Genomic DNA, 22,006 nt, shown 5'->3' with positions numbered 1-22,006 from the left:
TTTGATTTCTGTCCCACTCCCGTTTTTTATATACCATCATTAATATCTGCTAACATAGCATCAACTGTAATCTTAGCACTCGTCAGTACAATTGGCACTCCTGCCCCTGGATGAACACTAGCTCCAGCAAAATACAAATTTTTGTAATCTCTGCTCACATTAGGTGGTCTGTAATAGTTACTTTGCGCTAAAGTAGGCATTAAACCAAAGGCTGCTCCAAATTTAGCATTATAATCTCCTTCAAAATCCTTAGGCGTATAAATAATTTCTGTCACAACTTGCTTTTTCAAATCTTTTAACGCTTTAATCGTAGAAAGCTTATTGTAAATAATATCTTTCACTTGTGTGATTGTTGACTCATCAGACCAATCCGTATCACCTGTTTTCAATTCTGAAACGGGCATCAGCACATAAATACCTGTTTGACCTTCTGGCGCTAACGACTGATCTTCCACACTAGGAGCGTATACATATATTGATGGATCTTGGGATATTTCCCCGGAAAATATTTCATTGATATTACTATCAAAATCCTTTGAAAATATAACATTATGTAACAAAATTTCTTCGGATAAATCTTTATCAACCCCTATATACATTAAAAAGGCAGAACAAGAATAGTCCATATTATCAATATTCTGTGTCGTATACTTCTTAGGATGATGTTCATTTTTAATTAAAGATGAAGTAGCATATGGAAAATCAGCAGTACAAATCATTTTGTCATACTTTTCTATATGTCCGTTTACTTTTAGTCCCTCCGCACGCTTATACCTACTATCAATGATAATTTCTTCAACGTTTGCGTTGGTATAAATTTGAGTACCTAATTCTTCATTTAGCGTTTGAAGCGCTCTGACAAAGCTATACATACCACCTTTTATAAAGTGAACGCCAAACATTAACTCTATCATGGGTATAATTGAATACAATGACGGGCTTCGTTTAGGGTCGATACCTATATATAATGTTTGAAACGCTAAAATCTTTTGGATTTTTTCATTATCAACATATTTTTCAATTAAATTATCTGCTTTATCAAATGTTTTGAGTTTCATACCTTGATATATAGTAAAAGGATTATAAAAATCCGTAGGTTTCCTAAACGTACGTTCTAGAAAATATTTTCGTGCTATTTCGTATCTTTCGTATATATCTGTTAAAAAGGACATAAAACCATGCGTAGAGTTAGGTTCAATACTTTCAAGCATATCTCTTAATTGAGCAAGATCTGTAGGAACGCGAATTTGATCTGTTTCACTAAAATAAACATCATATATATGTGATAATTGTTTAATTTCCAAGTAATCATTCATATTTTTTTGAGCGTAATTAAAAACGTCTCGATAAATCTCAGGCATCATTACGATGGTTGGTCCCATATCAAATGTAAATCCATCTTGCTTGATCTGATTCATCCTGCCACCTATTTGTTGGTTCTTTTCATATAAATCTACTTGGTGACCGTTTGCTGCTAATCTTGAAGCTGCAGCTAAACCTGAAACACCGCCGCCTATAACTGCAATCTTCATAATGTTTCACTCCTATTATATTTCGCACTAAGTTCACGATAAATTTTCATTTTTTTCAATTTGCTTACATATACTTTCTTATGCAACGTATAGTTTGCCTTCCTTACTTCCACAAGTATTTCATGATAAGCTATCGCAGCTAATTCGATAATGTAACGTACCTCTTCGTCAAAATAATTAATACCGTTTAATGCAATATCATATAACCTAACTGCCTCTGTAGCGTAACTTTCCCACAGTTCTATATAATTTGGCGTAACTCCTTCATAATATATAGAATGTAGATTAACTCGATATTGAGCTAATTTTTCTACACTTAGATAAATTCTTCCATTTTGAAAATCTTCGCCGACATCTCTTAAAATATTAGTTATTTGCAGTGCCTTACCTAAAGCAATCGCAGCTTCTTCAGCTTGCTCGAAATTATTTTCATTTGATGAAGTTAATATAGGAGTTAACAATTCACCGACAGTACCTGCCACACCATAGCAATACTCATATAAATCTGAATCAGTTTTCATTTCTTTTAAAACTAAATCTTCCTTCACATATTGAATTAAAGATTCAAAAGGTTTTTTAGGTATTGAATATGTATTCAATGTATTATTTAAAGCATTCATAATAGCTGCATCACTTTGATACGCTTGAATATAATCACAATCGCTATAAATCACATCTAAATCTCTAGCTATGCCGTTTAATTGCTCAAGGTCTTTGTATTTATCAATACTGTCATCTATAATTCTGCAAACTGCATAAATAGCCCAAATTGCTTTTTTCCTTTTTAAATCCAAAAAATCAAAGGCATATGAGAATGTTTTCGAATGTGTTTTCATTATATTGTGACAATGGTTATAATCTCTCTCTAATTGATTCATTTATTGGCCTCCTCAGTATGCCTAGAACTTCTTGACATTTGTATAAAAAACTAAGCTATAAATCTATTCTACGGCCTTTCCAATATATACGTTTGAATACATTGATATCTAACCATGATTTAAAAAATATTGCGACAAAGCATGTAAAAAGCAATGGATGACATAAACTCGCAATGAGATTAAAACTTCCTGTTCTTCGAATAAATATATGAAACTGTATCGCATATATAAAATATAGAGTAATAGCTAATAATATATATAACGAGCCTAAATTAATTGAAAAAATTATCGCTAAAACTGTTGTAAGTGAACCAAATAGCCATAAAAATACAAACGTAAGCGTAGACTTTTTAGTTACTTGAGAGCCAAGTGCAAAGTGTTTACTCCAACCCCCTAATAGCGCTTTATATCCTTGAGAATACATTCTAAAATTCACTACGCCTTGGCCTTCATGCAAACTAACTGGCAAACCTTGCTGATTATATGCTTTACTTATTGCAAAGCCTTCAATGATTTGATTTTTAGCTTTCAAATGTCCTTGTGTCAATTTATAATCTTGCTTATTTGTCACAAGGACTGGTCCAAACGCGCCTTGCTCATTATTTGCTGATTTCGTGATTGAAAATTGATTCATACCTACGATTGTCATTAAATTAAAAATCGCCGATATATTTTCATATAGCTTTTTTATCTTGTGATAAGGTTGTATTGATAACAAACCTTTACCACCTTGTAAATCATATTGATTGGCTATATTTTGAATACTATCATCACAAGCAAACTGAACATCAGCATCAACAAACATCAATAAATCATGCGTTGCATATTTGCTACCTTGCCAACAAGCATGTGACTTACCTTGCCATGTAGTATCATTTTCAACAGTATATACGCTCGCACCATAATATCTAGCAACAACTTGTGTCTCATCAGTTGAACCATCATCCATAACAATTACTTCTATTTCTTGCTCTTTACTTATACTGTTAAGTAATTTAGGTAAGTTCTCCGCTTCATTTCTAGCAGGTACAATAACACTGACGGCTGTCTGACCTCTTTCTTTTCCGAAGTTATTTATAATCGCTCGACGCGCATACATACACATTCCACTTATTAGTGATAGTATCGTCAATACTATTGCTATTATATAAAGTATCATTCAGCCTCAACTACTTTCTCCATTAATAATAGCTTCTGCTACTTGCATACCACTCAAAGTAACCATAGGCATACCAGCGCCAGGATTTACAGAACCACCTACAAAGTACAAATTTTTGAAGTACTGACTTTTTTTAGGAAATTTAAAACCTTTATTTTTCTTCTTATTGGAGACTACGCCATAGATAGCTCCTTTATTAGAATTGTATGTATTTTCTATATCATGTGGTGTCCATACGTCTTCATATACAATGTGCTTTCTCAAATCTTTCAAGCCCATGGACTCTAATTTATCCAATATACGTTCTTGGAATTGCAGATATTCTGCTTCACTAAATGGTTTATGCTGAATGTAAGGTATGTGTGGCAATATTTTTATATTCTCGTGTCCCTCTGGCGCCTGTGTCTTATCTGTTTTATTTGTATTCACTACATAAATAGTCGGATCTTCAGGCAAAACATACTGGTGAAAAACTTGATCATAATTAACTTTAGAATTACTTGAAAAGAAAAAGTTATGATGTTGAAGCTCTGGATAACTTTTGTCCACACCAAGATGCATGACATAACCTGAACTAGCTGGCTCAAATTTACGTTCCAATTTGTTTATTTGGTTTGCATCAAAATTCAATAAATACTTATAAACAGGGATTACTTCCATATTAGATATAATGTAATCTGCATATATTTCCTTATTACTTTCTATTGTTATCCCTGTCACCTTATTTTGACTATTATAATTGATACGTTTTACAGGGGTGTTAAAATGTATGCCCACACCTAATTTTCTCGCTAATTGTTCCATCGCTTCCGCTAACTTATGAATGCCACCATCTACGTACCACAAACCTTCCTCATGTTGCATTTGAGGTAATAAACTCAATACAGCCGGAGCATCATAAGATGAGGAGCCTACATATTTTATGAAATAACCTAGCATTTCTCTTAAATATGGGTTATCCACCCTTTTATTAATGGCTTGTTGCATTGTATGAAAATAATCGAATTGCTTTAAAGCTGAAAACGGACCATGATAACGAATAATTGCAAACATCGTATCTAATCCCTTATCAAAGTAGCTTTTTTCAGCAACTTGATGTATCTTTTGTGCGTAACTAAAAAACGAAGAAAGTTGCTCTATATCTTTATTTGTTAACGATTCATTACTTGTTAACATATCTTCCATAGATTCATATAAATCTAAAATTTGGCCATCTGGATAAACGTTTCTAATCTGTAAACTTAACTTACGAATGCTAACATAATCTTCTAGCCTTTCATCACATCGTTGAAATAAGCGTTGAAATACTTTAGGCATGGTTAAAATTGATGGACCGAGATCAAATCCATAGTCATCTATGTCTAACCTATTTACCTTTCCACCGATATGCTTATTTTGTTCATATAAATCCACTTGATAGCCTGCTTGAGCCATACAAATTGCGCTAGCAATCCCTCCCAAGCCACCTCCTATGACAACCACTTTCTTATTTCCCATTTAATCACCTTTTCTTTTTTGTAATTTATTATAAATACGTATTAACTTAGGGCGATTATAGCGCTGAACAATCATACAAGGCACATTAGCTATAATGACATATATATAATTAATTATTTTAACACTTTTTGACGCTTTAAAAAACGCAATAACAGGAAATATGGATAGCAGATGAACCACCTCTGCACGTCTAGTTTCTAATATAAATCGCTGTATATCATTCATATTTTTAGATAAATCGAAAGTCGCTTTACTACTGATATTAGGGTTAAGATTTTGACCGTCTGGCAAATAATCTTTCCAATATTGCACTTTAACTAATTGTTGCCATAATTGACCCTCTTGTTCAAAATTCCAACTTCGAAAATACTTATTATCTTTTTCTAAGAACTTATAACTAATACGAGTACCAAGTTGAGCAATAATCATTTGAACTATAAACCAATATAGCGCAATATATATAATCTTTTTCATCAATTTAATGCTCAGATTTCGCTGTATAGCTTGGGTTATCTTTATTTAAATACCAATTACCAGCTGTTAAATAAGTAGCAAAAGCGCTCCAAATCATATATGGAACTAGTAAAATGCCAGCAACTTTTTTTACATTGAAAAACTTTACAGTTGTTGTAACTACTGCGCCCAGTAATACAACACTCTCTATCAACGCACTAAAGCGTAATTTATATTTGAAGTATAATATCGACCATAGATAATTCAGGCTTAATTGTGAGTAATAAGCACCTTTTAAATCCTTACTAGTAGATTTATTAGTCACTAATGCATAAGCTACGCCCATCGTTGTATAAAGTATTGGCCACACAATTGGAAAGACATAGCCGGGTGGTGAAAAAGGTGGTTTAACATTATTTTTATAATCTTTTCTCGCGTTTTTCACTGCAAATTCCCCGATAAATTTACCGCCTGTAATTGGTGTTATAACTTTTATAATTGTTTTAATTATCTCGTTTGCTTTCATAGTTGATCCCCTCTTTTTTTGTAAAAGTAACTAGCCTTTATTTTAGCCGTTACAATTCGGCATTGGACATGTTATTGTTTCTAGCTAAATACTTTTTCAATCCATATACTTTCAAAACAATTGCACCTGTAATAACAATTGGCAAAATAAACTTCTTCATATTAAAGTATTCTCCTTTATTAGTTTTTTGGCTATTAATCTTGAATTTAAAAAGATTCATTACACTTTTATGCACTTTTGCTTGGGTATACTTATATACCCACCAAGGTAACGTCGGTTCATATTCTTGTAACGCTATAATACATGCGTCACTATTAGGTAATCTTCTAAACTCTAATCTCGCATTACCACCATCTGAATCTAAAGCGAAATCTCCACCAACAATTCGATATAAAATTCTCTCCTTATTAGAAGCTTTAAAATCTTTACTTAATAATAGTAAGTCCTTATTTAAACACGGCACACTAATCGTAAAGTTATCTTCGTTAAAATCACTATTAACGACATTTAATGTAATTCTATTTAAAAAATTTGCATATGATTCTGCCAATTGAATCATATTTACATCTTTAGGTAAGACTACCCTTGATATTGCTCTAACATCTTTAATATCGCCCTTACGTGATGACTTCCCTTTCTTTTGTGTCTTAGTTTCTTCTTCCAAGGCATTACGCACACTTTCCTTATAATCAATCTTGCCTATAGAAATGTCTTTCACAATATTTTCATCATTTCTAATCATATCATGAATTAAACTATCCATTAACGGATAAACCATTTCTTTTGGTACCCCAGAAATAAGTTTCACCCAATATTTACTTAGCCAAATGGGAATAATAGGCAAATCTACCGTAGGTAATCGTTTATCTAGTACCTCTGCAGTTTGCTTGAACAGATCTTTATAAGTCATATGACTAGGTCCACCAATATCTATCGATTCATTCTTATTCGGCTGTCGCTCTACAATTTTATATAAACCGTCAATCACGTCGTCTATTGCGACTGGCAATGTTGTATTATAAGCCCATTTTGGCAGTAACAGGCCAGGTAATCTATCTACTAATTTTTTTAATATAGGGTAAGAACTTCCTTTAGATCCTATAATCAAACCAGCTCTTAAAGTACTTACTGGTACACCATATGATCCTAAAATCTGTTCGCACTCTAAACGGCTTCTTAAATGTGGTGATAATTCACTTGTATTAGGTATCAAACCACTCATAAATACAATATGCTGAACTTTGTTATAACTTGCAGCTTTAGCAAAATTATCAGCTAATAATGCATCCATATCTTCAAAGCTCGCCTGCGTCAACTTAGCTGAAGGCATCATAGAATGGACAAGATATATAGCGATATCAATGTCCTCCATTACCTCAGTGATTTCATTTAAATCAAACAAGTCAGCTGCCTTCCAAGTAACATTGTGCTCATTTGATTTATTTTCTATATTTCTAGAAATAGCTATAATTTCATAGTTATCTTTTAATTTATTCATTAAGTGACTACCGATATATCCCGAAGCGCCTGTTAATAATATTTTTTTCATATATTTAGCCTCCAAATAGAAAAAGATGAGCAGGTAAACTTTACCTCAGCTCATCTTTTACGTAACGAGCTCACTTGCTCATTATCTTAATTGACAAGAGCTCCAAGTCTCTTACTTAATGTTGTACCCTTTTTAAAACTTTTCAATCTTTATTAGTAATTATTGAGCAATCAATTTATCAAATCACAAAAATTTGTCTGAAAAGTGGTGATTTTACTCGCTTTATCAATATTACTGGTAAAAACCCTTTTCCTGTATAAGCTGGAATTAGCATCATATTTCCTTTGGCATTATATAATCTCACTATATTTAATATATCTTGATATTCTTGAAAAGTATTTTCTCAATTTTAAAATCACGAAAAATTCAACTGCTGATCCTTTTGAACCAGGTGACTTATACTAAATTTCATCAACTATATCTTGATTATAGTAGAACATCGTGTATGTATAATTTCGAATTAGAAGATTCATGCGATTAAATAATATATTTTGCCAATACTCGATTTCATGATTTTTTTCAAATCAAAAAATGAATCAGTTTTCTAATATAGAGTAATTAAATGGGAGCTGATCATGTAAAGCATTCATGTATGCAAATTCAATTGTATGATACTATTATTTATAAACTAATTTACACACCAAAATATTAAAAATATAAATCCTAATAAACTCATATATTCAAGCTTTTGCCATAAAAAATATCACAAAAGTAACAACAGACTTCACCTTTTATATAATGATCCTTATTTTTTTCATCGCTTTTTTATAATAGTGCAAGTAAATAAAGCAAACAAGACCAGACAATAAGAATGCGAAGCTATATCGAAAAAGTAAACCTAATTGTCCAATTCCAATATGAAATAGCTCAAAAAAATCTTCACTATAGTCAGTGAAATTTGCTACTTGAACATGTATAAAAACAACAAATATAACTGCCGAAAGCCATGGCTTTGAAAATTGAACTATCTCTTTAGGTTTAATCAATTTAATTAACCCTTCTAAGATTTTCCGGAAAATGTATAATAAATATTATTATTCATCATCTCTTCTTTAACTTTATTTATGATACGCTTCCCCTTATCAATGATATTACTAAAAAGCATTCAATGATTTATTCGTTAAGTGCTTTCGAGCATTTCAAATGGTATTGTTATTAATACTCTTCATTTTTTTCATTGTTAGTTATATATTCAGGGCATTACACCCATATTCAGCGATAATTGCGTCAAATCATATACTAATATTATGAATATAAAACACCCGGATTTTATTCCTCTAAATATACAAAATTCTAAAAGTTATTTTTCAAATTTTCATTATTAGTATATCATTTATTGTCGCGATGAGACTAATTGAAGATGATAATCTAATATAGAATACTTCATCAGTTCGTTCTTTTCAAAGTATATAAAATTTATTTCCATCACATCTTATACTTATAACTAAAATACTCTCTCTACTATAATAAACTAATTAAAATCTAACTTTTAATTCACGCCAATTTACTATGACACATTAAATTAGAAATAAGTGTTACATATTCAACAATATCCGAAAAATTACGACTGTACTTTATTTTTTATGATATATTTAAACTATACATAAGTAATCTAACAATACATACAGAATTACTTAATTATATTCATCAATATTTATACATATAAAGTCACACATATAGTATATAGTAGGAGTACAAATGACAAAAAAATAGATTGGCTCTACTGCTTTGAAATTTTTGAAAACTACATCATTAAAACTGTATGATATTGAACAATTGCATTTTGATTAGTTAATGTCATATATAACTCCTTTCCAATAAATTTTTCAAATAAAAAAATAATAAAAACATGTACCTTTTAATCCTATTATAGATTAAAAGATACACTTATATAAGTTTAAATATTCATATTATTAATAAATATACATTTTAGGCGATATCCACTTTTTTGTTATGCTTTAATATTGAGGTGATACATGGTTTTATTGTATACTGCGCTAATAAGAAAAATGGATTTCTAACATTTCCGGTAAGAATGCACTTTGTCAAGAAAAATATTCACATGGATATTAGTGTTACAGTTAAACATCGTGTCGTCATATTCAGTGAAAATAACAGAACTAAAAATTTTAATGTTCAAAATGTATAATATTTAAAATAACCCTATCCTAATATTGAAATATATGTATTGTCAAGTGGACAACGCCTTAACAAGTCTAATAAAAATTGGAACGGTATCAATATATATTATAATAGTTTTAAACAACTGATAAATAATTTATAGATTACTGAGTTTTGCACTTTGTGATCAAACCTCGTATAAAATGATTTAAATTACCCTTAGCAATAATTTTGAAAAATATAACAAATAAGCAAAAAAGAGCATTCTTCACTTTATAGTGAAGAATGCTCTAAATGTTATCTTTATACCAAATTTCAATACGCTATTCTATTAAGCTTATTCTATATTTTTAACAAACTTTTATAAAATAAGTAGTCAAATATCTCAGTAAATAATTTGTTACAACTTATTTAATATTCGTAATTTTGTTTGATCAGATGCAAATTTCAATGAATTTTTTACTGGCGCATTTTCTAAGGCACGGTTTAACTGCTCTAAAATTTTTTCCTCATATTTTTCTTCGAAATCAACAGGATGAAAAATTCCAGTTTTATCTTTTATATCCTGAAAATTATATCGAACACGTAAATTAAAATATTTCATTTCCTCTGGATATTTACTTTTTAATGCCAAAGTAGACATATTTTTCCAGTTTGTAACTGTGCCTATCACACTTTCATCATTTGGTAATTTTAGATTTTTTTGTATAATGGTTTGTTTTATTTCTTGTCGCACTTTTAATGAACTGACAACTAAATCACGGCTTAATCTAGTAAACGGGAAAAAGACCCAAAAAACTTTATTAAATTTCGTAGATTGTCTTAATCGCTTACTCCAAGCCCACTTGTTATCCCTTTCTCCATACCAGGCACCAATTAAATCTACTTCATTTTCATCAATTTTTCTCACAAGTTCATATAAATCCGGACTAATATAGACATCAGGTTCAATTAACCACATATAATCCCAACTATATTTCATCAAAAGATAATACGAATAATCTCCAGCTATCCAACCAATTTTAGGATCAGAATGATATAAATTCAATTCGTCTAATTTATCAGTTGTCATATATTCAACATTTAAATTATTAGGAAAATCATTCACTTGGTTTTTAGTGCTATCAACAATAAAATATATGGGATAGTTTGGAAAAATTGTTTTAATAATTTCGTATGTGTATTTAACTTGATCGTCATAATTTGTACATCTTATTCCAATTATTTTTTTCATAACTTAAATATCCTTTACTATATTAATAATATGTTAATCTACTTAAACAGTTTTCTATCAACTACCATTTTGAAAAGGCTCATCACGGATATCACTCTTTGTTTAAAACCGACCTTATGAAATTTTCTTTTCTAGATTTAAATTGATAATATGATGACTTAAAAAAACGTTTCAGATTTACATTTTAACTATTAACAATTTAATAAATTTGCCCATACAATAGCCATTAACTAATATTTCATGTATACAATAAGTTATCGTACTTTATTTGATATATAAAAGCATAATATACATACATATCATTCGACAATTCATCATGGGAAAAATATGTCTTTTATTGCTTTGCAATAGAACTACTATTCACATACTTTATGGTAGAACATAGATAACGCAAATTTATTATATTCATTTATATTAAATTGATGATTTGGTTGTACTTCACCATTTATAAATTGTTCTATCCCTATTCTTAAACCTTCAATTGAATTATCAACTAACAAACCATTAGTATTGTGTAATACGCTTCTATTTCCTGTTATGTCAGTTGCTATAATAGGCATGTGAAGTGCAAGAGCTTCCAATAATACCATAGGTTGACCTTCATGATTTGATGATAAAATGAAACAATCCGCTTCTTTCAGGTATTTATAAGGATTAGACACTTGACCAAGCATATCAATATAATTATCTAAACCTAACTGACTAATTTGTTTTTTTAGTTCATCTTCCATTACCCCTGAACCAATAACTTTCAAATTTATTTGTATATCCGGATAGTTCTCAATTACTTTTTTTAACGATAAGAATAATTTATGATGATCTTTTTCAGGTGACAACCTACCTATAGTCACCAAACTTATATCTTTTTTATTAACCATCACAGGCTCTACTAAAGAAACATTGTTTAGTTGTTTAATAACAGCAAAATTATTATTTTTATAATCTTTAATCTCTCTATTTTCAATTTCTTGAATTTTTGTTTGTATATCATTAAAATCAATCATATTATTAACATAATCGAACTTGTTATATGAAGCATACTTTTTAAGGTTTACTGAATTCAATTCCTTAGTTTGTAACGACACTGAAACAATTTTATCGAAAAATTTATAAAGTGAAAATACTCTTGGTAAAATATATTTATGCTTAAAGAGTCCATTTATTTGTTTCTCTGTCTCTGACTTCAAATCATTATGTTGATAAATGACCTTTTTCTTAGAATCAGAGAACGCAAAAAATGCTGTCCAAAATGGTACGTAGCCACTAAAATCAATCGCTATATCCATCTTTATGTCATTTACTAATCTTTTTTTTTCGCGATTATAAAATGACTTTAAATCTTTTCGTCCTAAAAATTTACGATAGCCTCTTCTTTGTATAACAACTTGGTTCTTTCTGTATTCATTTAACGTTGTGTTACTTTGCCCTATTCTATGAATTAAGTTGACGTTAGGGTGCAGTCTTTTCAAATTATTTTTTTCAACCTCACCTACGTTACCTTTTTCTAAAATAATTAAATTATATTTATTATAATCTATTGCATGCGACAAATTTATAGCCGAAGATGTAATACCATTATTTAAAAAACCGCCACAATACATAAAAATATTCTTCTTATTGTTACAAACTTGAATAAAATTTTCTTCATTTCCCTCTATAATTTTTTCAATAATATTTTGTCCTGAAGAAAAATTTTGTTTATCATAAGCATTCATTTCTATTTTAAAATTACAAGATTGTAAAAGATAATTGTTTTCTCCGATTAAGTCACTTATATTATCACTTATAATTTTACTAAAAGGCAGATTTAAATCCTCTTTAGTTATCTTAGGATCTATTAAAAGGTACTCTAATTCTTCAAAAGCGTTATAATATTCTTGTAAATCTTGGGGGACAAATACAAAGAAATTTGAAAGAATAAGAGAAGCTTTATCTAATATTTCAACTAACTCTTTTTTAGTATATTTTTTAGAAATTATTACAATTTCATTATCAAATAAATTTTCAAATTTATTTGTAGAGTTGTAAATATTCACTTCTTCATAAATTTTCCCCTTATATATACCTCTCAAATTAAATAAATCTATATATGTTTTAGCTTCTTCTTTATTTTTAAATAAAATATGTGAAGTTTGGAAGAGTGTTCTTTGGACTGAAATTTTATAAGCATCATATCGGTTTTGATTCGAAAATTTACCAGAGATATAATCAGTTAACTGTATAACAAGTTGGTTTGCTTTTTTTATAAAGTAATTAGGTAATAGACTATCATTAATTATAATATGTGCTTTGGCCAAAATTTTTATAAATTCATCACTATTTTTATTTATAACAGTTATATTAGAATCAAAGTATTGATTTTTAGTACTTGAAGTTAAAACAATTTTTTTTTCACTAAATCCTTTTCTTATTGCTGAAATTAAGGATTGAATATTGCCTGAAAACTCATCTGACGTAATTATTAAAACGATATTTTGGTTAACTTTTTCATTATCATAATAATTTGTATATTTTACAACGTTTTTAAAACCTTTATTTTCTTTATATAACACTATAGGTTTTTCATATTCCACTTTTTGTTTATTTATTAAATCTTTCACAGATTTAAGTTTATTCAAAATTCAGCACCCCATCTTTCATTTCATCAAATATTATAGAATTAATATTAATTTTTTCTAAGATTGATATAAACGTCGCCCATTCATGTATACTAAGGTAATCCTCAAACATTAATCCTAAAAGATTCCTTTTATCAGTGACAAATAAATTCACTTTATTTTGATTTAAGTAATATACCTTGTCAATAGAATATTTAAAGTCCTCTAATATAAATACATATTTTGCAAATTTCATTAAATACAACAAATCGGCATGATTTTTAAGAAGTGGCATTATATAAACATTATTTGGTACCATTTCCATTAATTCACTCGCATAATATTCAATTGTATTAATATTTACTCCATGAATGATCACAGCATAATCTGATAAAAAATTATATGTATTTAATAAATTATAAAAATCAATAATATCTTCAAAGTGTATATTAGAGCCATCTATTAACAAATATTCTTTATCCATATTAAAATTTTCTAATAGAACAAAGCGTTCTAAATCGTTATCATCTTTGACAGGTATTAATACGGTATCATTTCTTAGTTTCTTTAATTCTCTAGTTTCTTGCCAATCAATAGTGTTTATATGCAAAAATTGAATATTTAGTTCATTCATTATATTTGTATTTTTTTGCGATTCTATATCAAAAGAAATATAGCTATCGAACTTTTGAATAAAAGAACATCGTAAGAAAGAGGGGGTAGAGGCAATTTGGTTTATTTTTTTTTCGTTTATTAACTGCACCTTATCCTCTATTACATCCGGATAGTAACCAAGTATTAATTCCCAAAATGTATTATTACTTAAATTATATATTTGATGTATATCTATAGGACCTAAAAGTCTTCTTATTTCTTTTTCAGACACTGACTCCAGCAAACTCTCATTATTTTTTATTTTACCAATCTCCATTGCTATCATATATTCTATCCACTTTGCTTTGTCTACATTTAAAGAACCAAATCTAAAAAATAGTTTAATATCTTTCAGTTTTCTTAATTGTCTTTCATCATAAAAATCGAGATTACTTTTAACAAGAACAATTACGTTAAATTTTTCTCTATTAAAAAATTCATTAATGAATGTTATTTTTTTTTCGCTGTCATCACTTTTTAAGTCATCTATAAAGAATAGAATATTTTTTTTCTTATTTCTAAATTTTATAACATCATTAGATATCGTATCGTTAATAATTATATTTGTTACGTATTTACTTACATTACCATTTTGCAAATTTATAAATGAATCGACCTGACAGCCTTTTAATAATTTAACATTACTTATCAGATCATTTAGAGAGCTTTCATCTTCTGCAATATAGCAATTAAGATCTTCAAAGTCTAAATAAGTACCTCGATCAGAAAGATATTCTTCTTTATCATAAATGTATAAAATTATTGGCTTGTTTTTTACATAGTAATCAAAAAGCACACTGGAATAATCAGTAATTAATAAGTCCACAATAGATAGCGTCTCACACATATCTATAGAGTCAGGAATAAACATGTCTAAAATATCTTTATCATTTTTAAAATATTTATATAAAAGCGGATGAACTTTTAATAAAAGTTGGTAATCATCATCTAAATTTTTCTGCATATTAACAATTATATTTTTTATTTCATCTTTAATATCCGTTTCTTTCCCAACATTACCTCTCCATGTTGGCGCATACAATGCAATTTTTTTATTTTCATTTAGATTTACATGTTTTTTAAGCTTATCTAATATTTCAAAAGAGCTAGTTTTTTCTACCAAGTCTATTCGTGGGTACCCTGATTCTATAACTTTTCCTGGATATATCCCGTTTAAATTATGAGAATTAATTAATTTTTTAGTTGTAAATTTATTTGGCGATAATATAAAATCAGCCTGAATAAAGTTTCTTTGAAGATTTTTTAGTTGTTCAATTGGTCCATTCATATCTTTACCTAATGTTTTTAAAGGAGTCCCATGCCATGTATTAGTATAAATTTGTTCTTCTCTTTTACAAAAATATGGAGGAAATGATGTGTTATTTATTAAATATTTCGCTTTCGCAAGGTAATATAAATAATCATCGGAATGTACTCTAACAAAAAGTATGTTTTTATATTTTTTGTATTTTCCTATCTCAAACGTCTCTGTGTTGATAGCCCAGACATGTAAAAAATCTTTATATTCAGGATCCTCTAACATATATTTAAAAAGTGCATAAGGATTATCTGACATATTCTTCCCATGAAAACTTTCATATAGTATTACTTTATCTTCAATCGGTTCTTTACTATATTTGTTGTAATTTTCTATTATTTGCTGATTTTTATTTTTCTCTAAAATTCTTTCATATTTTTCGTTATAATAGATTTCTTTATTTTGTTTTTTCTTATTAAATACTATAGATCTATCCATATGTACCTCCACATAAAACATAAATTCAATTTTTTATTATCCTTCTATAGATTTTTTAAGGATTGATTGATTTAATAAAATTTTTAATATCTTCTGACATCTCTTTGTCATCCAAAGCAAATTGTATTGTAGTCTTAACAAACCCTATTTTCTCTCCAACATCATATCGCTCACCTTTAAAATCATATGCATAGACACAATCGTCAGAATTTAAATGTTCAATTGCATCTGTTAATTGTATTTCTCCACCTGCGCCAATTTCTTGTCGATTTAAATAATCAAAAATCTGTGGTGTTAAAACATATCGCCCCATTATTGCTAAATTTGAAGGTGCTGTTCCTGGTTTTGGTTTCTCAACAAAGCTATTGACACTAAACAGTCTTTCACTAGAATCTAGTGGATCAACAATACCGTATCTATGTGTTTCATTTTCACTTACTTGTTGCACTCCTATAATTGATTTACCTGTCGTTTCATACTGATTCATCAATTGTTTTATAGCTGGAGTATCTGCTTGTACAATGTCATCTCCTAATAAAACAGCGAATGGTTCATTCCCTATAAATTGTCTAGCGGTCCATATAGCATGACCTAAACCTTTTTGTTCTTTTTGTCTTACATAAAACATATTTGCTAGGTTGCTTGAGTATTTTACTGATTGAAGTAAATCAGACTTATCTTTTTCTTCCAGTGTCATTTCCAATTCTTTTTGATTGTCAAAATGATCTTCGATTGCTCTTTTATGCTTACCTGTAACTATAATAATATCTTCAATTCCCGCTGCTACTGCTTCTTCTACTATATATTGGATAGTAGGCTTATCTAAAATAGGTAACATTTCTTTAGGCATCGCCTTAGTTGCTGGTAAAAACCTGGTCCCTAAACCTGCTGCTGGTATTATAGCCTTCTTAATTTTCATAAATTACATCCTCCCTCTAATATTTCAAATCATTGATAAAGCTCCCATACTTTTATCAATAGAATTTTAGAATACTACTAAATAAAGCACACTTTAAAATGTGCTAGTATAAAATCACATTTGTTCTAGTATAGCAAAATTTAATAGTAAAAATATAGAGTGTTTTAATATATTTTAAATACTTTTTAATAGCAAAATAATATAACGGAGCATGCTATATGCGTCACTCTTTTATATTATCCAATGAATCTCATTTTTAGTTATAATGCTTTCTTTATATTTTTTACAGCTGCTTTAGTTTAATGTAATTTTTTGTTCTTCAATTTTTTTATTCATCAAACCGTCCCAAATTTGAACTGTTCCATCTTGCTCTATAATAAAGATATATGACCTGTGTCCACTTTTATTATTTGCTGCTATTCTCCATAAGCCATCATCTTGTGCTGAAAATTCTGGTTGTCGAAATTTTATAAGAGAAACGTCTCCGCCATCAGTTTGATTAACAGCTGCTATAACGTAATCAAACACATTCTCTCTATTCACTGTCAAATCAGAAAATTCATCTTTATCCGCAGTTCTTTCACTACTTCCTTCGTGAACTTTTACTGTTTGACTAACATCATTCTCTTGCTCTTGACTATTATTTTGACTTTCATTCGATTGACTCTCATTATTAACTGTTTCACTAGAACTTTGAGAATTACTTGCATCGTTTTATTTTTGTTTAGCCTGTGATATATTTTTCTCTAACTCTACTTCTTGATACTTGTTGTATCCAAAAAATCCAACTGCTGCTAATGTGCCAACAATAGCAATTATTGTTATTAGACAGAACTGACTTTTTTCTATACATTGTTTTCTGAATTCATTCTTTATTTTTGAAACAATTACAATAGTATAGCGGTTACAATTAATTGAACAACTTTTCTTCTACATACGTTTTAGAAATATTTAAATCATTTGATTTATTCTCTTTAATTATTGCTGATTCTCCAATGGAAACAAAAACTAGGTGGTACCTTTAGAATGATTATTAATTTTTTCACATAATTTTTAAATATTTGCAACTTTACGCTATAATAAATATCTCGACACCTACTTTTTGTAACATCTTACATCCTCTTTTCCAGATTTTTTATAGAATTCTACTATTTTTTTATCTAAAAAATTATTTTTTCGCGCCTAGATTAAATAATCAATATGCTATAATTACTATGTAATTTCAATCTTTTTTGGAGGAAACGTTTTGAAGTATAAAAAGGTTAAATCTTATAAATGATATAGGAGTAAAAAATGAAAATTATAAAAAATGACAAAAAGAATACTAAAATTAAAGTTAGCGTACTAATAAGTACTTATAACAAAGAAAAGTTTATTAAAAAAACACTAGATAGTATATTAAATCAAACAATGGATAAAAGTGATTTTGAAATAATAGTTGTAGATGATTGTTCCACGGATAGTACACCTGATATTGTATCTAAACAAGTCGAAAACTTTGTTAATTATCAATTTGTACAATTAGATGAAAATTCAGGCACGCCGGCAGAACCTCGTAACCTATCAATTGATTTAAGTAAAGGGAAATATATAATGTTTATAGATGGCGATGATTGGTTACCTTCAGATGCAATTGAAAAATTATATACACTTTTAAAATCAAATAAAACAGACTATGCTACAGGTCTTACAAAGTATGTATATACTGATCATATTGCACGTAGTGGTGTTGCTTTATCTAAAATTGCACATAAAAAAGTTGATTTAAAAAATTTCAGAAAGTCATTTTATCATTTAGCACCTGCTGGTAGAATGATTAAGTCTTCGGTGATCAAAAAGAATAAAATCCGTTTTCCAGAAATGATTTATGGAGAAGATTTACAATTTTTTGCTGAAGTATTTTTTAACACTAAAAATATCAGTACCACGCAAGATGTTGTCTATTGTGCTAATCGTTATGATGAAAATATTTCTTTAGTAAAATCAGAAGAATCTACTGTAGTCAATCGTATGAAGTGGCAAAATGAAGCCTATCGTTATTTAATAAATAAATATAAAAACAATAGAATTTTTACTAGTTTGTTATATCGAATCATAAACAAAGATATTTTAGAAGGTAAATTTTATAAGAAACAATTTATTAAAGAAATTGATATGCTACTGCCTGTTTTCCAAGATATTTTAAACATCATAGATAAAGATTTCAATTCACTAGACTACGTCGATGATGAATTAAATCAACAGGCTATAAAACTTATAAAAAATGGAAATAAACAAGAGATTATAGATTTTGTTAACTTTTATTTGAAGAAAGACGATAAACAACTACATGTTTTAAACGATAAATATTATTACTCATATAATGGAAATAGCTATAAAAAGAGAATGCATGTTACGTTACAAAAAATATTCCAAAAAGATGAAAATATTTTTTTAAAACTACATTCTAAAAACTCAGAATTAAAATATCTTGAAATAAAAAGCAGAAAGGACCCAACAAACTATACAGTTTTAAAAATCAAAAAAAATCTTTTCAAATCTGGTGAATACACAGTTCAATTTCAAACAAATGAACTGCCAAAAGGAAAATTAGCTCTGACAGTTCTTGATGAAAATTTAAATGGGTCTGTTATTAAATCAGGAATGCAATTCAATTTTTATGAAACTGTTAATGGTAATCTGGGCTATGTAAAAAAAGAGTAACTTTTTGCTAATATTACTAACTATATAACAAGAAGAGAGTTTAGCAACAATTTAAGAAACTATAAATAAGAAGTATTTCGAATCAAATTTTGTATAATTTTTAATAGTTTTGAGGAGTTATTTGAATACAAACAATATTTACATTGACCAACCAAGTAGGAAAATTGAAATTTATTTAAATAAAAAATAAGCATACTTATTCATCAAAATACCCACCTAACATTATAGATGGGTATTTTTAAATTTTGCTATATAATTGATTTAAAGCTGTAAGTAATTCATTTTCAAATTCGCTATTTAGCTTCTCAACTTTTGTATATAGCTCTTTATTAGTCGTACTTAAGTCAATAGTCACAGATTCACTTTCATTCTTATACATGCTTTCGTAACTGTAATTTAATTCAATTGAAGAATCATAGTCTGCTGATAAAACGATACAAGTAGCAGATTGATTGGGCATATATGTCTTCTCTTTTTGAGCTTCAAAAAACTTCTTTAGATAATTTGGTAAATCTTTTTCTTTTATATTTATTTCATCAATTTTTGCCGGGGAATTACCATAATTTTTAATTACAATTTTTTTGACAAAATTCCCTATATGATATCCTTCATAGTATATACCTATATATCCTTTATTTTGAGTTATATATGACTTTTTTGTATAACTAGCAGTTACAATTGTAGCTATACAAGCAAAAATAGCAATGATTACTGAACATATTGAAACTATTAAACTAGCCGCCTCAATCTCCAATTTCAAATCCTCCTTCTACATATAATTATTTTTCATTAAAAGTATACACAACTTATTTTTTAGTTTTATTTGTGATACGCTTCTGCGTATCGGCTAATGATGCGGTTTATTTTTAGTCTTTTATATCCAAATGATTTTTTAACAGATGACTCTCATAGTCTCTTCTAAACGCTCCACGTTCTTGAAGAATTGGTATCACTAAATGAATAAATTTTTCAAATGATTCTGGATACGTCGGCGCCATCAACATAAAACCATCGCATGCTTCTTTTTCAAACCATTCAATCATTTCATCCGCCACTTGTTCTGGCGTTCCAACTATTGTCTTATGCCCTACCCAAGTACCAAAACGATCTAATAAATCTCTTAATGTAAGATGTTCATTCTTAACGGCACGTTGTACGGCTTCATATACTGATTTTACGACCTTTTTCGATAATGTTTCATAAGGTGGTAAGGGTGGCACAACCTCATCTAATTTCCATTCACTTATATCTAGACCAATGGCTTTAGATAATTGTTTCTTGCGTTTTTCAAGTGGAATCATATCATCTAATTGTTGCTTAAGTTTATAAGCATCCTCTTCATTCTCATCAACATAAATAGTGAGACCTGGTAATACAAGAGGGGGTTGACGATTTGCTTCCATGGCACGTTGATGAATGTCTTGTCTGAACTGTTGGCCATCTTGTAAATTCCATGCAATTGAAAAAATAGCATCCACGTGTCGTACTGCTAAGTCACGACCTGGAATGGAAGTTCCTGCTTGAAATAAACGTGGTCGACCATATTTTGGTGTTGGAATGTTAATAGCTCCGGCAACTTGAAAATACTTTCCATGATAATGAAGTGGATGAATATACTGATGATTTAAGCCAATCCCTGAGTCTTTGTGATTAACGATAGCCTCTACAGTAAATGACTCCCATAATTTTTTCATTACATTAATAAATTCATCTGCTCGTTCATATCGTTTTTCAAGATGCGGTAAAGCTTGCATCGAATAGTTTTGTGCTTCTAAATCAAATTGAGATGTTACAATATTTGCCCCAATACGCCCATGAGATATTTGATGTAAACTTGAAAGCATACGTGCTGCAAGATAAGGTTCATAAAAAGAAGAAGAAATGGTACCTATCAAACCAATTGAATGTGTTTCACGTGAAATTGCGGCAAGTGCCGTTAGTGGTTCAAAGTAGTATGAAATATGACCGGTTTCTTCTCCAGAAATATATTGACCGTCTCCTAGAAAGAAAGCATCAAGTTTACCTTTTTCTGCTAATTTCGCTAACTTAATTTGAAAATCAATATCTCCAACTTCTTCAACGTATGAATGTGGGAGTCTCCAAGACGCAGGATGTAAACCTGTACTATAAGCTAAAACGGATAAATGCATATGTTTCATTATTATTAATCCCTTCATTACAAAATAAAAAATAACATTTTAATTTGTATTTATCATAAATAACTTAATGAAATTTTACAATATTTATTGCATATTTTATACTCTCATTTTCCGAAATGCTCCTTCTAATAAATAAAGGCAAGATGCTTATAGCAGCTTGCCTCAAAATAATTTTCAAGTTATTAATATTAATTATATTTTCTTATCTATAAACTAATCCACCATCAGTTAAAATAGATTGTCCAGTGATATAGTCAGAATCACTTGAT

Annotated in this window: 15 protein-coding genes; 1 reads left to right on the top strand and 14 read right to left on the bottom strand. The window is 29.0% G+C overall.

What is annotated here, in order from left to right:
- Nucleotides 1-26: 26 nt before the first annotated feature.
- The 12 genes from JVU85_RS07330 to JVU85_RS07275 all read right to left on the bottom strand — a co-directional run bounded on the left by JVU85_RS07330 (nucleotide 27) and on the right by JVU85_RS07275 (nucleotide 17,418).
- Nucleotides 27-1,532: a phytoene desaturase family protein gene (locus tag JVU85_RS07330; RefSeq protein ID WP_204172235.1), complete on the bottom strand. Its 1,506-nt coding sequence runs from the start codon at nucleotides 1,530-1,532 to the stop codon at nucleotides 27-29.
- A complete protein-coding gene (locus JVU85_RS07325; RefSeq protein ID WP_204172234.1) occupies nucleotides 1,529-2,410 on the bottom strand; it encodes a phytoene/squalene synthase family protein in 882 nt (293 codons plus the stop codon). The genes JVU85_RS07330 and JVU85_RS07325 overlap by 4 nt, the downstream gene beginning before the upstream one ends.
- A 55-nt stretch (nucleotides 2,411-2,465) precedes the next feature.
- Complete coding sequence (locus tag JVU85_RS07320) at nucleotides 2,466-3,509, bottom strand: glycosyltransferase family 2 protein (RefSeq protein ID WP_239441182.1); 1,044 nt, start codon at nucleotides 3,507-3,509, stop codon at nucleotides 2,466-2,468.
- Nucleotides 3,510-3,575: 66 nt separating this feature from the next.
- Nucleotides 3,576-5,066: a phytoene desaturase family protein gene (locus JVU85_RS07315; protein WP_204172232.1), complete on the bottom strand. Its 1,491-nt coding sequence runs from the start codon at nucleotides 5,064-5,066 to the stop codon at nucleotides 3,576-3,578.
- Nucleotides 5,067-5,540 (bottom strand): glycosyl-4,4'-diaponeurosporenoate acyltransferase CrtO family protein, encoded by a 474-nt coding sequence (locus tag JVU85_RS07310; RefSeq protein ID WP_204172222.1) that lies wholly within the window; start codon nucleotides 5,538-5,540, stop codon nucleotides 5,067-5,069.
- Between the two features lie 4 nt (nucleotides 5,541-5,544).
- On the bottom strand, nucleotides 5,545-6,045 hold the full coding sequence (locus JVU85_RS07305) for a TspO/MBR family protein (RefSeq protein WP_002510643.1): 501 nt from the start codon (nucleotides 6,043-6,045) through the stop codon (nucleotides 5,545-5,547).
- Between the two features lie 49 nt (nucleotides 6,046-6,094).
- Nucleotides 6,095-7,594: an NAD-dependent epimerase/dehydratase family protein gene (locus tag JVU85_RS07300; RefSeq protein ID WP_107382404.1), complete on the bottom strand. Its 1,500-nt coding sequence runs from the start codon at nucleotides 7,592-7,594 to the stop codon at nucleotides 6,095-6,097.
- Nucleotides 7,595-10,115: 2,521 nt separating this feature from the next.
- On the bottom strand, nucleotides 10,116-10,949 hold the full coding sequence (locus JVU85_RS07295; protein WP_204172221.1) for a hypothetical protein: 834 nt from the start codon (nucleotides 10,947-10,949) through the stop codon (nucleotides 10,116-10,118).
- A 356-nt stretch (nucleotides 10,950-11,305) separates the two neighbouring features.
- Nucleotides 11,306-13,567 carry a glycosyltransferase gene (locus tag JVU85_RS07290; protein ID WP_204172220.1) on the bottom strand — a complete coding sequence of 754 codons (2,262 nt, stop codon included), beginning with the start codon at nucleotides 13,565-13,567 and terminating at the stop codon, nucleotides 11,306-11,308.
- A complete protein-coding gene (locus JVU85_RS07285; RefSeq protein WP_204172219.1) occupies nucleotides 13,560-15,956 on the bottom strand; it encodes a CDP-glycerol glycerophosphotransferase family protein in 2,397 nt (798 codons plus the stop codon). Before JVU85_RS07285 ends, JVU85_RS07290 begins: the two co-directional genes overlap by 8 nt.
- A 55-nt stretch (nucleotides 15,957-16,011) precedes the next feature.
- Nucleotides 16,012-16,875 carry a UTP--glucose-1-phosphate uridylyltransferase GalU gene (galU, locus tag JVU85_RS07280; RefSeq protein WP_204172218.1) on the bottom strand — a complete coding sequence of 288 codons (864 nt, stop codon included), beginning with the start codon at nucleotides 16,873-16,875 and terminating at the stop codon, nucleotides 16,012-16,014.
- Nucleotides 16,876-17,169: 294 nt separating this feature from the next.
- On the bottom strand, nucleotides 17,170-17,418 hold the full coding sequence (locus JVU85_RS07275) for a hypothetical protein (RefSeq protein ID WP_343283682.1): 249 nt from the start codon (nucleotides 17,416-17,418) through the stop codon (nucleotides 17,170-17,172).
- A 750-nt stretch (nucleotides 17,419-18,168) separates the two neighbouring features.
- On the opposite strand from JVU85_RS07275, the gene JVU85_RS07270 reads away from it, so the two are divergent.
- Complete coding sequence (locus tag JVU85_RS07270) at nucleotides 18,169-19,578, top strand: glycosyltransferase family 2 protein (RefSeq protein ID WP_204172216.1); 1,410 nt, start codon at nucleotides 18,169-18,171, stop codon at nucleotides 19,576-19,578.
- Between the two features lie 238 nt (nucleotides 19,579-19,816).
- On the opposite strand, the gene JVU85_RS07265 is transcribed toward JVU85_RS07270, so the two are convergent.
- Together JVU85_RS07265 and JVU85_RS07260 are read right to left on the bottom strand one after the other, a co-directional pair.
- A complete protein-coding gene (locus JVU85_RS07265) occupies nucleotides 19,817-20,332 on the bottom strand; it encodes a hypothetical protein (RefSeq protein ID WP_204170277.1) in 516 nt (171 codons plus the stop codon).
- Nucleotides 20,333-20,444: 112 nt separating this feature from the next.
- Nucleotides 20,445-21,737, bottom strand: a complete 1,293-nt coding sequence (locus tag JVU85_RS07260; protein ID WP_204172215.1) for an NtaA/DmoA family FMN-dependent monooxygenase — start codon at nucleotides 21,735-21,737, stop codon at nucleotides 20,445-20,447.
- Nucleotides 21,738-22,006 lie beyond the last annotated feature (269 nt).

The sequence above is a fragment of the Staphylococcus sp. GDY8P72P genome (assembly GCF_016890655.1).
GTDB classification, from domain to species: Bacteria; Bacillota; Bacilli; order Staphylococcales; family Staphylococcaceae; genus Staphylococcus; species Staphylococcus arlettae.
This window is presented reverse-complemented; position numbering and strand designations above follow the sequence as displayed.

Coding starts and splice junctions, on each gene's coding strand:
- JVU85_RS07330 (WP_204172235.1), bottom strand. CDS start 1,532: ATGAAGATTGCAGTTATAGGCGGCGGTGTTTCAGGTTTAGCTGCAGCT.
- JVU85_RS07325 (WP_204172234.1), bottom strand. CDS start 2,410: ATGAATCAATTAGAGAGAGATTATAACCATTGTCACAATATAATGAAA.
- JVU85_RS07320 (WP_239441182.1), bottom strand. CDS start 3,509: ATGTATGCGCGTCGAGCGATTATAAATAACTTCGGAAAAGAAAGAGGT.
- JVU85_RS07315 (WP_204172232.1), bottom strand. CDS start 5,066: ATGGGAAATAAGAAAGTGGTTGTCATAGGAGGTGGCTTGGGAGGGATT.
- JVU85_RS07310 (WP_204172222.1), bottom strand. CDS start 5,540: ATGAAAAAGATTATATATATTGCGCTATATTGGTTTATAGTTCAAATG.
- JVU85_RS07305 (WP_002510643.1), bottom strand. CDS start 6,045: ATGAAAGCAAACGAGATAATTAAAACAATTATAAAAGTTATAACACCA.
- JVU85_RS07300 (WP_107382404.1), bottom strand. CDS start 7,594: ATGAAAAAAATATTATTAACAGGCGCTTCGGGATATATCGGTAGTCAC.
- JVU85_RS07295 (WP_204172221.1), bottom strand. CDS start 10,949: ATGAAAAAAATAATTGGAATAAGATGTACAAATTATGACGATCAAGTT.
- JVU85_RS07285 (WP_204172219.1), bottom strand. CDS start 15,956: ATGGATAGATCTATAGTATTTAATAAGAAAAAACAAAATAAAGAAATC.
- galU (WP_204172218.1), bottom strand. CDS start 16,875: ATGAAAATTAAGAAGGCTATAATACCAGCAGCAGGTTTAGGGACCAGG.
- JVU85_RS07270 (WP_204172216.1), top strand. CDS start 18,169: ATGAAAATTATAAAAAATGACAAAAAGAATACTAAAATTAAAGTTAGC.
- JVU85_RS07260 (WP_204172215.1), bottom strand. CDS start 21,737: ATGAAACATATGCATTTATCCGTTTTAGCTTATAGTACAGGTTTACAT.